The sequence below is a fragment of the Providencia sp. genome (assembly GCF_040396775.1).
In the GTDB taxonomy this organism is placed as follows: Bacteria; Pseudomonadota; Gammaproteobacteria; order Enterobacterales; family Enterobacteriaceae; genus Providencia.
Window position 1 is genome coordinate 1 of the sequence record NZ_JBEBNT010000018.1, and the last position, 13,427, is coordinate 13,427.

The window sequence follows — 13,427 nt, forward strand, 5'->3', positions numbered from 1 at the left end:
TCGCCGCCAGCCTTGGGCAAGAGTGGAGCGGCTTTGGCGAAACCCTGTTGGTGCAACCGATGAACCAAGCGTGGGAGCAACTGCTTACCCCGACCGCCGAGGGCATCAACGCCGAATGGCAAAATGCCATCGTCAACGAGTGGAACGCCGCGTTTGGTGGGCGCTACCCGCTAAAAAATACCCAGAGCGAAATCTCACTGCCGTTGATGGCGCAATATTTACGCCCCGATAATGGCCGCATTCAGCGCTTTTTAGAAACCCGCCTTAACGGGGTGTTACGTAAAGAGGGCAACCGCTGGGTACCTAACAACACCACCGCCCAAGGGCTGCGCTTTAACCCTGAGTTCCTCAAGGCGTTAGATACCTTAAGCCATTTGGGGGATGTGGCGTTCGCCAACGGGGAAGCGCGCCTGTACTTTGAAATTCGCCCCTCCACCAGCCGTGATGTGATGCAAACCATTTTGGTGATTGATAAACAGACGCTGACCTACGACAACCAATTCCCCGAGTGGCAACGCTTTGTGTGGCCAGGGGATACCATCGCCTCCGGTGCGTCACTGCGCTGGATGAGCACCACCTCAGGCACCCGTTTACTGGCAGACCACCGCGGCGTGTGGGGGGTGATCCGTTTATTGGAAAGCGCCCAAGTCGCTCCGTATGCAGGCACCACCAGCAGTTATACCGTGTCGTGGCAAACTAAGAACGGCAATACCCTGCCCTTTATGCTGCGCACCGAAATGGGGGAAGGCCCCCTTGCGCTGTTAACCCTGCGTAATTTTGTGCTGCCTAGAAAAATCTTTTTGGATTAGTTGCTTAGGAAAATATCATGCCACTACTCACTTCGTTACGTGCCGTTTGCTTTGCGGAAGATCTCGAAAAGGCCAAACAGTTAGAGCAACAACAAATTGCGCTTTGGGAGCGTTGGTTGCTGCCAATTACCCCTGATTCCCCCGTTGGGGAAGACCCCGGCTACAATGATGACTTTGAAATTATGCGTGAGGAAGTGAATAAACTTTCTGGCGCAGATACCAACCTGATTTGTACGCTCGCTGAAAAGCTGTTGACCACCGAGTGTAAAGACCTGCGCGTTGTCACTTATTATGTTTGGGCGCGCTTACACAAAGAAGGGGAATCTGGCTTTGCCGATGCATTAGGGCTAATGGCGGGGTTAGTTTCTCGCTACCAAGAAAGCTTACTTCCTGCTCGCCCCAATAGCCGTAAATCGGCAATTGAATGGTTAGCAGGGCAACGTGTTCTGGATAGTCTGTCCCTTTACCCTGAGGTCGACCAACAAGAGTTCACCCGCATTATCGCCCTATTAAGTGCGCTAGTGAATGCATTTTCGACATGGGATGAAGCAAGCCGACCTCAATTGGCTTCATTGTTAAAAGCCCTTGAAAAACGGCTCGCCCAATCGGGGGGCGCAAACAGTGTGGTACCGCAAAATATTCGTAGCTCTGACGAGTCACGCAGTGCCCATACCACCACAGTCAATGCATCGAGCAGTGCTCTAGCCCCTGTGCAATCAGGGCGCGAGTTGCTCGACCAAGCCAAAATATTGGCCACTTACCTGCGAAACCAGCCCAATGGTTGGTTATCTGGGCATCGCTTAATGAAAGCGGTTCGTTGGGATACTCTGCACCAAGCCCCACCGCAAAGTCAGCAAGGTTGCACCCGCTTAGCCCCCCCACGCTCAGAGGCCAGAGCACAATTAAAACGCTTGTATCTGCAACAAAATTGGATTGAGTTAGCGGAACAAGCCGACCGTTTGTTTACTGAAGGTGTTAACCATTTTTGGTTAGATGTGCAGTGGTACCTTTACCAAGCCTTAAGCAAATCCCCTGCGCCTTGGGATGGCTGGGCTGACGTGATTGTGGCAGATCTTAAATTGTTTTTAACACGCTTACCCGGGTTAGAAGCGCTTGCGTGGGAAGATGGCACCCCTTTTGCGGATGATGTCACCCTCAATTGGATTAAACAGCAGGTATTTGAAGAAAACATCCACTCGCTGCATAGCATGCCCACCGACCATGCGCCACAAGCTGACCAAGAGTCGATTTTAGCCCTTGAGCAAGAAGCGTTAACCCAAGCCGATAACCAAGGTATCGAAAAAGCCTTAGGGTGGTTGATGAACCGCTCTGATATTCGCACCCCTCGGCAAAAGTGGTTATTACAATTAGTGATGGCACGGGTAGCTGAGCAATTTTCCCGCCATGAGCTTGCCCTTAATGTGTTGCAAGAGCTCGACCAACAAGCCGAGCACATGCCATTAGCCCATTGGGAACCGCAGTATATTTTTGAGATAAAAGCCCGCCAATTACACTTATTGCGCAGCAAAGCCCAACGCAATAGCGCGGATAAAACAGCCTTAAACCAGCAAATGAGCCAGTTATTAGCAGAGCTCACCCGCCTTGACCCTGTTCGCGCACTGGTTTTGTACCCCTAATAAAAAAGAGATTGAAGAATGGATGATTTGACCCTGCGTTATTACGATGCAGAAATGCGCTACTTACGGGAAGCCGCTAAAGAATTTGCGCAAGCACACCCAGACAGAGCGGCGATGCTCGATTTAGACAAAGTGGGCACCCCTGACCCGTTTGTGGAACGGTTATTTGAGGGTTTTGCCTTTTCAATGGGGCAGCTACGCCAAAAAATTGATGATGACTTACCTGAGCTCACCGAAGGGCTGGTCAGCTTATTGTGGCCCCATTACCTGAAAACTGTACCGTCACTTTCCGTTGTTGAGCTGACTCCGGCCCTCGACAACGTCAGTATGAACAGCCATATCCCTGCGCATTTTGAAGTGCTTTCACGCCCTATCGGCCCACAAAAAACCGTGTGCCGCTACCGCACAACAAGGGAGCTGAAATTAGCACCTATTAGCTTAACCAATGTGAGTTTAGGCACTGAACCGAATGGCCTGTCGGTGATCCACTTAAAATTTGAATGCAGCAAACTCGTTGATTGGCGTCAAATCGACCTGAGCGCACTGTCATTTTACCTCGCTGGTGATATCCCTACCGCTTATGCCTTGCATCTTGCATTCACAAAGCAAATCTATGCCACTTATTTGAAGCTTCCGCAATCCGCAGACCGTATCACCCTGCCACTATGGTTTTCACCTGGCGGGTTTGCGGCAGACGACCATTTATGGCCCAAAGGCGGTACGACGTTTAGCGGCTATCAGCTGTTATTGGAATATTTTACCTTTCGCCAAAAATTTTTATTTGTCGATTTACATGGGCTTAACGAGATGACGCTCCCTGCGGGCACTCTTGAGTTCGAGCTAGATATCGTGCTGAACTCAAAATGGGACAGCGATTTAACCCTGAACACTGACAATATCAAAATGAACTGCGTTCCGGTGGTCAACTTATTTAATATGGAAGCCGACCCCTTAACCGTCAATGGGTTAGAAAGCGAATATCTTTTGCAGCCTAAGCGATTACAGGACGGCTATACCGAAATCTATTCTGTTGATACGGTGCAGGGTATTCTTAGCGGTCAAGACGTCCATTATGTGCCTTTCACTAGTTTCCGTCACCGCGGCGGGATGCTGCGCCACACTGCCCCGACGCACTATTTTCACACCCGTGTGAAGCGCGGCGTCACAGGGTTGCACAATACATGGTTAATTTTAGGCGGGGAAGATCACGATGTAAAAAAATTGCATGAAAAACAAACGCTTTCCCTGCAAATAACCGGCACTAATGGCCAATTACCACGCAAATCATTACAAAGCACATTATTGGATAGAACCGAAGGAAACCTACAAGTACCCGTTAGCGTGCGTAATCTTTGCAAACCAACATTACCTTGCTACCCCCCGGTTGAAGACCGTTTTCATTGGCGAGTGCTTAGCCACCTTGGGGCAAGCTTTTTAAATATGATGGATAACGCAGAAGTGCTACGTGGCACGCTTGCCCTTTATGACTGGAGCGATGATGACATGAACAAGCGCCAATTGGACGCCATTGTTCAGGTTGAACATCAGCTTATCGAACGCTTTAAAAAAGGGTTTTTACAACGCGGGATTGCCATCAATATTACCCTTGATAGCAATGGCTTCAATGGTGAAGGCGATATTCATTTATTTGGTGAATTACTCAATCGCTTCTTTGAGTTGTATACCGACGTGCATTTATTTAACCAACTGACTCTCCACATTTTACCGACAGGACAACGCTTACAATGGACAGAAAACCAAGCGCCTCAGCTGCTGCGGTAATCGAGGCATTAGGTGAGAACCTGCCCGCTATCAACTTTTATCGTTTTTGCCAGCTGGTTGCCCCCTCTACACTAGGCAGTACACAAGATCCGAAAACTGACCCAATCCGCTTTCGACCGCACCGTGGTATGGGCTTCCCTGTTACAGAAATCAAGGGAGTCGACAAGGATGACAATTACCGAAATAGCAACACCCCCAGTATTCGTACCACCTTTTTAGGGTTGTATGGCGTGACCTCGCCATTACCCACCGCTTATTTGGATGATATCGCCCAACATCGTGATGGTACTCAGGCGCTGACTGACTTTTTAGATATTTTTAACCATCGTCTTACTACACAGTTTTACCGAATTTGGCGTAAATACTCTTACCCCGCAACCTATGAAGCGGGCGGAAAAGATGAAACGTCACAATATTTGTATGGCTTGATTGGGTTGGGGATCCCCGGTTGCGCTGAACACGTACAAACGCCATTATCGCGCTTTTTAGCCTTATTAGGCACCATGCGTTTACCCAACCGCACTGCGGAAGGGGTGATTTCGTTAGTTCAGCTACTCGCCCCCCATACGCAGGTGAAAATCAAGCCCCATGACCCACGCAGAATTGAATTAGCCTCTAGTACCTCGCTGTCTTGCCAGCAGCCGATTTCACTGCGTAATAAACCCGTGTTAGGCCAATATGCCTTTGATGTTAATAGCCAAATACTGATCCAACTCTATACCCGCGATCTTAATGAGGCGCGGGATTGGTTACCCGATGGCAACCTCTACCAAGACCTGATGGCATTGCTGCATGTTTACCTTGGCGCACGAGTGAATGCCCGCTTGAATTTAACGCTGCCTCGCGACTTGTTGCCTGATGCGACGCTCAATGCCAAACCCCATCAAGGTGCCCAGCTGGGACGTACCGCGGTTATGAGAAAACAGGCATCAACGCAACGTACTCCCCCCGATGTCACCATCGGGTTAGGGATTTATCAGCGCCTACCGCCCCATTTCGCGCACCAACAGCATCAAGACTATGCCAATTATCGATTTCAACAATAAGAGTAATTCAATGAAAAATAATCGCTTTTTAACCTCTACAGGTATTTCAATTTTGTTAGCGGCTTCTTTCGGCTTAACGGGATGTGGGCTAACTCAAATGGTCAGTGATGGCACAAGTAACGTTGCAAAATCCATTTTTTATAAGCAAGTTAAAGTGGTTCATTTGGATTTTGTGGCGCGTGATGCGCTAAATACCGACGACAATGGAGCTTCGCTATCTACGGTCATCCGGATTTACCAACTAAAAAATGCGGATAGTTTCGATAACAGTGATTACGAAACCTTGTTTGATAGAGACAGTGAAATCTTAAAGAGTTCTCTTGTAGCGCAAAAAGACATTCGTATTCGCCCCGGTGAATCCATTGCCGTCGATATGCCAATGGAAGAAGGTGCCGAATTTGTCGCCATTGCAGCCATGTTTAATAACCCAGATAAAATTACCGATGACTGGCGCGTGGTGATCCCGAAAAAACGTCTATTACCTGATGACCCGCGCCGGTTAGTGCTCACCGAGCAAAGCATGACCTTAAACCCATTAGGAAACTATAAGCTATGAGCCAACCGTCGCTGTACGAAATGCTGACGGGGTATTTTTCGGGGGGATTACCTATTGATACGGTGGATACCAACGAACAAGTTATTATCTCCGTCATGGAAAATATTCGGCGCATCTTAAATTCACGAGCTGGCAGTATTCGCCATTTACCCGATTATGGCTTACCCGATATGAGTAAGATGATCCAAGGCCTCCCCGGTACTGCACACAATATTATGGACGTTTTATCCACTACGCTCCTGAAATATGAACCGCGCATTAAAACGCTCTCACTGGCGTTATTACCACAAGAAACCTTTGGCTCGTTGCGTTACACCCTTGATGTAGAACTGCATCAACAGGGGCTAATACGTTATGGCACAGAGTTTGTTCCTGACGGTCGTATTGTACTTCATCATTTAAAAAAACAATTTAGCCAAATTTAATTTTCTTGAAGACTGATTTTTGGGGTGACTATGAATTCTGATTTAACTGCCTTAAATGTAGGGGGAGACCCGCGAACTCTGAGCGATTTTTCCGCCTTAAAAGATGAATTAAACAAGCGTTTCCACCCTGCTCGCCCCGATATTGATTGGGCGAGGGCCCATGGGTTATGCCTGTCGTTATTTAGCCAAAACGGTGCCGACCTACAAACTGCGGCATGGTTTACGCTAATCCGCCAGCACCAATCTGGAATGGCTGGGCTCAGTGAAGGGTTAGCGCTATTGCAACACTTGCTTGCCCAACACTGGCAAACTTTATGGCCGCTACAAACCCACGCACGCGTTGAGATTTTATCGGTTTTAAGCCAACAGTTAGTTGCTGGGTTACGGGGGAATACCCCTGTTTATGCGGATTTACCTGCGTTGTACCACGCTGAGTCTGCATTAAGTAAGATTGAACAACAGCTGCAAGCATTAGAATTAAAACACCTCACTCAACTCGATAAACTGCACAATTTGCTCACCAACCAAGCCCGCAATTTAGAGAGTACGGATGCGCCTGAAAACGGCTTTATCCCCTCTACCCCGTTACATATCCCAAAAACAGCGCCGTCTACATTTCACGCACGCACAGCAGCCGCGCCGATTGCTATCAAAGCAAACGCCACCTTCTCTTCGAAAGTTGAACCGACGAAGCAATCGGCACCCCCTTCTTTTCGCCGTGGCATTGGTATCGGCTTTTTTGTCGGCGTGCTGATAACAGGCGTTTCATCTGCCGCGGTTTTTTATACATTATCACCATGGAACAATTCACAGGAAATGGCGCAAGTTTTCCCTAAACTTGCAGAATTCACCCCTGATATTGCCGCTTTATTAGACCAACAGCTACACCCCAATTTCACCCAGAGCCCCGAGGTTACCAACGATAAACTCAATGTTATTGATAGCTATTTGGTGGAGTTAGGGGCGCTTTCCCCCATTTGGGCGCAACAATATGGCCTAAATATGGTGAATTATTTAGCTGACCAATACAGTGAACAAGCCAACGTCAGCTCTTTCAATGATAAATGGCAGCAAACGATTCAGACTAACGCCTTACCCCAAACTCAGCTAAATCAATGGGCACAAGGAATGGAACAGCTCAATAAGTTGAGTATTCGTCTCGATAGTTTAGACGGCAAACCCCGTAGCTACATTACTGGCTCTGAGCTCAAAACGATTATTTTTAATGCGCGACAATATTTTAACCAAGGCATGCCGTTAGAAGAGGAGTTAAGGCGTTTGGAGGCATTGCAAGCCCAAGGGACCGTCGCAGAGTCAGAATACCAACGGATTGATAATCATTTCAAGCAGCTGCTCTATCGCTATACGTTATTGCGCCATCCGCAAGGAGGCTAATCAAAATACATTATTGCGGCAATTTCTCTGGGCTTTTATTGCATTAAAAGCCCATTTTTTCTCAAACAAGGTTACTGTTCCGCTTTTGGATAACCCTGCTCTTGTAACCAAGCTCGCCCAGCTTCAACCGTTGGTGTTTGCACAATGAATACAAACAGCAAGCCAATTCCCCCGCCAATTATCATGCCACCTAAAAAACCACCGATATATAATTCAAACGCAAATAATAGAAATCCAAGGGCAATACACAGGAGTATGACTAGGCCATTTAAGTACCAATATCTTGCTCCAAGGCGGGTTTTACCCTCTTTTAAACATTGCTTAAACAATTGTTTTTGTTCTTTGCTTTCTAAGCCTTTTAACTCGGGTACGCTACCTGCTTTCCAATATGCCATCTGCCCATCTCTCATGATTTAATGTGTTATTTTTAGTGCACTTTATACGCAAAATATGCGTAAATCACCCGCGGATAACTCTTAAATAAAATAGGCTTATCATAATATAACGTTATCATTCGTTCTCTTTTAACATGCTTAATGCAAGATCATGCCATGCTTTTGCACGGCGGCTCTGCCGGTTATTTTTCAGCGTGGCTAAGGCTAAGTCATATGCAAGTATCGGCTCAATCACAGGGATAATCGATAACCCCGCCAAACTCGTTTTACGCCACATGCTATCTGGAAGCAATGTTATCCCGACGCCAGCCCTCACCATCGCGGTGACTAAATCAAGGTGGCTACTGCGCCCTGAAATTACGGGCTTATAGCCATAAATCCCACAGGCACTAATAACAAGCTCATTAATCAGGAAATCATCAGAAAAGAAGATAAATGGCTCTTTGACGAGTTCAACAAACTTCACGTAATCCCGTTTTGCTAAAGGATGTTGCTCATTGACTAATAGCATTAGTCGGTCGGTTGAAAAAATATGCAAATCGAAACGGTCATCATCAAATGGGAGCATCACAGCCGCAGTTTCTACCTCACCGTTTAACATGGCATCACGCATTTTCCTTGTTCCTAACTCAAGGATTTTTAGTTCCACTTGGGGGTAACGTTGGCTGAATGCCATAATGATATCGGCAAAATAAGTCGATGCAATCACAGGGGGTAGTCCAACAGGTAAGACCCCCGTTAATGGCCCTGATTTTTCTTTTAATGCCTGTTCCATACTTTTAAATTGCGCCAAAATTTGCTTTGCGTGAGCCAACAAAATCCGCCCTTCATCCGTCAACCTGACGCCATCGTTCTCCCTGATTAGCAAGGTATAACCCAGCTCATCCTCTAGCTTTTTAATACTGCGGCTAATGGCAGGTTGGGTGACAAACAATTGTTCTGCCGCGCGACTAAACCCATTGTGCTGAATAACCTCAACAAAATAGCGTAACGAACGAATATCCATACCTCACCCATAATTTTTAGTTATAGCTAGAATGATTATAAATGATTTCCTATTAAGAAATATATACGCTAAAAATAATATTAAACAACATTATCATCTAATGTGATTAATAGGAGTCAATATAATGACTGTCATCGAATATGTTTTAAATCGCTTACAAGAAATCGGTATCAACGATGTTTTTGGCGTTGCTGGGGATTACGCGTTCCCAATTGAAGACGCGGTCTGTGAAAATAAATCGATGCGCTGGATTGGTAATTGCAATGAACTCAATGCGTCATACGCCGCTGATGGCTATGCGCGTATAAAAGGTGTTGCGGCTCTTTCCACCACCTTTGGCGTTGGGGAATTAAGTGCCTTAAATGGCATCGCAGGTGCTTATGCTGAGCATTTGCCTATTTTTCATTTAGTTGGCATGCCTGCAAGTGGTGTGCAAAAAAATCATCGATTAGTTCACCATACATTGGGAAATGGCGATTTTGATGTATTTTACCAAATGAGCCAGCATTTAAGCTGTGCCCACGCGATTTTAACGCCTGAAAACTGCATCGCTGAAACTGAACGTTTAATTACAACCGCGTTACAAGAACGTCGCCCTGTCTACTTAGGCTTCCCTTCTGACTATGCCATTATGCCCGTTATGGCAGATAAAAATGTGGACAAACCCGCTATTCCTAAAAGTAATAGTGAATCCCTGTCTGCGGCGGTAACGGCTATCTTAGAGAAATTAAACGCATCCACCCAAGCCTGTTTTGTTCCGGGAATATTAACCGCACGCTTAGGCCTTGCACCGCAAGTACAAACACTGATTGATAAAACAGGGTTACCTTACACTACCATGTTTATGGATAAGGGCATTTTGAGCGAGTCCAACCCAACCTATGTTGGGCTGTATAATGGGCACTTAATGAACCCTAAAGTCGCCGATTTTGTCGAAAGTTGTGACTGTTTAATCGGTATTGGCGCGGTATTAACTGATTTTAACTCTGGCAGTTTCACCGCAAAAATAAACAGTAAAAACCGTATTAATATTCTGTCAGACCGCGTTATTGTTGGCTCCGCGGTTTATCCACAAGTCTATATGAAAGATGTACTTAATCAGTTAAATAAGCTTGCGCCCGCGCTGAATCATACGGTAATCCAAGCCGAGGGATTAGGCGCTCCCATTCAAAACGAACACGGTAAAATTACGGCCGAATATCTTTATCCTCGCCTCGAAAACCTGTTCCGTGAAGACGATATCATCATCGCAGAAACAGGTACGGCATCAATGGGCTTAGGTTTTGCTTTACTGCCTAAAAATGCCCAGTTTCATAACCAAACCTTATGGGGTTCAATTGGTTGGGCGACACCCGCCGCTTTTGGTGCCGCCTTAGCAGCACCTAATCGGCGCATCATTCTGGTTACTGGAGAAGGTTCACATCAACTGACTGCACAAGAGATCTGCCAATTTGCCCGTTTTAACTTAAAACCCATTATTTTTGTGCTTAATAATGATGGCTATTTAATCGAAAGGTTACTTTGCAAAGATCCTGAAACCTATTACAACGATTTACCGCAATGGAATTATGCTCAATTACCCCATGCATTAGGCTGCGAAGATTGGTATTGCCAACGAGTCAGCAGCTGTGATGAGCTTGACGCTGCGATTAACGCGGCCCAATCGTCTGATAATGCAGCTTATATTGAAGTGGTGATGGACAGGTATGCATCTTCTGAATTGGCGAAAAAGCTTGGTGAATCGGTGAGTTCATTGTATTCATTTTAAATATACAGGAATTGGCAGCTTGCTTCTCTTATCACCAAACTGCCAATTTTTATCCATTATTCAAATACTAAACCGACATTTTCGCGTGCTTCGGTGAGAATTTTAGACACGCTTAATGCTAATGCCAATAATTCATCACTTTGCTGGCGATTTTTCGAAGCGATTTGATCACGAAAATAGGCAAACTCATAAATCATATGGTTGATAGACTCATCGCGGATCACGGTGGATGTTTCACCTTCGATGCACACTTCCACGTTCAAGCAAAGGCTCGGTGCCCCCTGAATTTGGATATAGCCTTTTGTTCCTTGAATAATGAAAAAACCGGGACTGGCGGAGTCTTTTGCCCCCACGCAAGACGCTGTTGCCGTCGCATACTGCGCAGTGAATATCCCCGACGTATCAATGCCATTAAACCCTTTATTGCAAATATACTGACTGCTCTCTGGTTTCCCCATTAATGCGGCCAATAAATAAATGTTATAGAGGTTTATATCATATAGCGCCCCGCCCGCTTGCTTTGGGTCAAATGCACCATGAACACGCCCTTGTAGATAATCATTATAACGGCTCGAATATTGTGAGTAATTACCTTGAATAGCCTTTATTTCGCCGATTTTACCGATATTTTGTTTAATAACTGCAAATTCAGGTGTATGAATTGAGGTAATCGCTTCAAATAAAAAGCGTTGTTTCTCCTGAGATAATAAAATTAATGCTTGCAGCTGTTCCCAGTGCGGCGTAAACGGTTTTTCACAAATAACGTGCTTATTCGCCATCAGTGCTTGCTGGGTATATTGGTAATGCAAATGGTTTGGTAATCCGATATAAACCGTTTCGACTTCATCGTCTTGTAATAATGAATGATAATCGGTGTAAAGTTTCGCAATACCAAACTGCTGGCGAAGTATTTCACCTTTTTCGACACTTTCTGGCCTAACACACAACGCCACTAATTCAATGCCTTGCATTGTTTTTAGCGCATCTAGCGCCATCATGATTATTTTGCCTGAGCCAATGAGTGCAAGTTTCATTTATTTTACCTATCGCAAAGAAAGCCAATATTTGTTTGCTCATTAATAGCAATACATGAGCAGACAATCAATGAATACTCACTTTCTATCAGCTTAACTTTTAATACGCTGCTGGTATTCACTGCCCTGTGCAAACTGAGCCTGTAAAAAATCAATAAATACTTTAATTTTGCGGGGTAAATATTCTTTTTCGGGATAAACTGCATAAATATAATGATTGGGTAATTGGTAATTCGTGAGTAATGGAACCAGCTCATCATCACCATCAATCATCGTAATAAAATGCGGCAACAGCGCTATCCCAATATCGGCTTTCACCGCTTGAATTAAAGCTTGGCTATTGTTTACCCGAAACGAGCCTTTCGGTATATGGCTAAATTTTTTACCTTTTTGGTAAAATACCCACTCTTGCCCTGCTTGATAAAATGAATAAGACATGCAATTGTGTTCACGTAAATCCGCCACTTTGTTTGGCGTACCAAACCGCGCTAAATAGCCTTTTGATGCATATAAACCACTGGTGCAAGGGGATAATTCACGCGCTATAAGAGAAGAGTCAGGCAGCTCACCAATACGCACAGCGATATCATATCCATCGGCAATCAAATCCGTCACTTTGTCATCAAAAAATAATTCAACGTTAAGTTCGGGGTATAGGTTCATAAACAGCGGAAGCATTTTTGCAAGGTGCAATGTACCAAATGACATCGGTGCAGAAATTCGTAATGTCCCCGTTGTTTTATCGCTAAATTGTGATGCGACATCCTTTGCCATTATGGCCAATTGGTATGACTGGCGAATATAGCTGATGTAGGCTTCCCCTGCCTCCGTTAAACTCACCGTTCGGGTGGTTCGGTGAAACAATTTAATGCCTAATGCATCCTCAACCTCTTTGATAGCTTTGCTAATTCCTGATTTTGTCATATTCAATGAACTTGCTGCTTTTGTCAGGCTTAAAGCATCCGCAACTGCAATCAAAATAGGAAACGCATTCATATTATCCATTGATAAACCCATTTATTGTCAACCAAAAGCAAACAGTGTGTTTTCTTGATGCGGAACTAAAAACAGAATACCTTATCGCCATAGAAACACAACTCAATTTCATAAGTCTTATCATCATGAATAATAAGTATATTTTATCGTTAATGGCATTAACCTCTGGCGTTTTATTATCTTTAATGATTATGGCAAACAGCTATTTATCGCTTTTTACCTCGCCACTAACCGCTTCATGGATCACCCATGCTATCGGCTCACTATTTTCATTGATCATTTATCTGTTTTCCGTAAAAAAGCGAAAACCCAAAGCTCCAGCAACAAAAGGCAAAATACTGTGGTACCTCGGGGGGATCCCGGGTGGCTTTACGGTATTGCTTGCTGCAATTACGGTGAACAGCCCCCTTTCACTCTCTGGCAGCATTATTTTAATGATCACAGGGCAAATATTGTTCAGTTTATTGGTGGATGCTTTTGGCTGGTTTGGCGTAACAAAGCGCAAAATTACGCAGCAGGATCTTCTAATGTGCGTGTTATTAATTAGTGGTAGTAGCTTGTTAATTATTGGGAAATAA

13 protein-coding genes are annotated in these 13,427 nt (G+C 45.2%); 9 read left to right on the forward strand and 4 right to left on the reverse strand.

Going from position 1 to position 13,427, the window contains the following annotated elements; translation table 11 throughout:
• From ABWP91_RS16085 to ABWP91_RS16115, 7 genes are all read left to right on the forward strand, one after another.
• A partial coding sequence (locus ABWP91_RS16085) for a type VI secretion IcmF C-terminal domain-containing protein (protein WP_353244098.1) occupies positions 1-809 on the forward strand: 809 nt, incomplete at its 5' end.
• Between the two features lie 17 nt (positions 810-826).
• Positions 827-2,446 (forward strand): type VI secretion system protein TssA, encoded by a 1,620-nt coding sequence (gene tssA, locus ABWP91_RS16090; protein ID WP_353244099.1) that lies wholly within the window; start codon positions 827-829, stop codon positions 2,444-2,446.
• Between the two features lie 18 nt (positions 2,447-2,464).
• On the forward strand, positions 2,465-4,228 hold the full coding sequence (gene tssF / locus ABWP91_RS16095) for a type VI secretion system baseplate subunit TssF (RefSeq protein WP_353244100.1): 1,764 nt from the start codon (positions 2,465-2,467) through the stop codon (positions 4,226-4,228).
• Positions 4,192-5,274 carry a type VI secretion system baseplate subunit TssG gene (tssG, locus tag ABWP91_RS16100; protein ID WP_353244101.1) on the forward strand — a complete coding sequence of 361 codons (1,083 nt, stop codon included), beginning with the start codon at positions 4,192-4,194 and terminating at the stop codon, positions 5,272-5,274. Before tssF ends, tssG begins: the two co-directional genes overlap by 37 nt.
• Before the next feature lie 10 nt (positions 5,275-5,284).
• Complete coding sequence (gene tssJ / locus ABWP91_RS16105; protein WP_353244102.1) at positions 5,285-5,830, forward strand: type VI secretion system lipoprotein TssJ; 546 nt, start codon at positions 5,285-5,287, stop codon at positions 5,828-5,830.
• A complete protein-coding gene (tssE, locus tag ABWP91_RS16110) occupies positions 5,827-6,255 on the forward strand; it encodes a type VI secretion system baseplate subunit TssE (RefSeq protein WP_353244103.1) in 429 nt (142 codons plus the stop codon). Before tssJ ends, tssE begins: the two co-directional genes overlap by 4 nt.
• Positions 6,256-6,285: 30 nt before the next feature.
• Positions 6,286-7,650 (forward strand): VasL domain-containing protein, encoded by a 1,365-nt coding sequence (locus ABWP91_RS16115; RefSeq protein WP_353244104.1) that lies wholly within the window; start codon positions 6,286-6,288, stop codon positions 7,648-7,650.
• Positions 7,651-7,721: 71 nt separating this feature from the next.
• Here the strand turns inward: ABWP91_RS16115 and ABWP91_RS16120 are convergent, their stop codons facing one another.
• Together ABWP91_RS16120 and ABWP91_RS16125 are read right to left on the reverse strand one after the other, a co-directional pair.
• Positions 7,722-8,045 (reverse strand): hypothetical protein, encoded by a 324-nt coding sequence (locus ABWP91_RS16120; protein WP_353244105.1) that lies wholly within the window; start codon positions 8,043-8,045, stop codon positions 7,722-7,724.
• 115 nt (positions 8,046-8,160) lie between these two features.
• Positions 8,161-9,051 carry a LysR family transcriptional regulator gene (locus tag ABWP91_RS16125; protein ID WP_353244106.1) on the reverse strand — a complete coding sequence of 297 codons (891 nt, stop codon included), beginning with the start codon at positions 9,049-9,051 and terminating at the stop codon, positions 8,161-8,163.
• Positions 9,052-9,175: 124 nt separating this feature from the next.
• Between ABWP91_RS16125 and ABWP91_RS16130 the strand changes: the two genes are divergently transcribed.
• On the forward strand, positions 9,176-10,819 hold the full coding sequence (locus ABWP91_RS16130) for an alpha-keto acid decarboxylase family protein (RefSeq protein ID WP_353244107.1): 1,644 nt from the start codon (positions 9,176-9,178) through the stop codon (positions 10,817-10,819).
• A 56-nt stretch (positions 10,820-10,875) separates the two neighbouring features.
• Here the strand turns inward: ABWP91_RS16130 and ABWP91_RS16135 are convergent, their stop codons facing one another.
• Positions 10,876-11,853 carry a Gfo/Idh/MocA family protein gene (locus ABWP91_RS16135; protein ID WP_353244108.1) on the reverse strand — a complete coding sequence of 326 codons (978 nt, stop codon included), beginning with the start codon at positions 11,851-11,853 and terminating at the stop codon, positions 10,876-10,878.
• 93 nt (positions 11,854-11,946) lie between these two features.
• Positions 11,947-12,858, reverse strand: a complete 912-nt coding sequence (locus ABWP91_RS16140; RefSeq protein ID WP_353244109.1) for a LysR family transcriptional regulator — start codon at positions 12,856-12,858, stop codon at positions 11,947-11,949.
• A gap of 116 nt (positions 12,859-12,974) precedes the next feature.
• On the opposite strand from ABWP91_RS16140, the gene ABWP91_RS16145 reads away from it, so the two are divergent.
• Entirely contained in the window at positions 12,975-13,427 is a 453-nt protein-coding gene (locus tag ABWP91_RS16145; protein WP_353244110.1) for a DMT family transporter, read from the forward strand.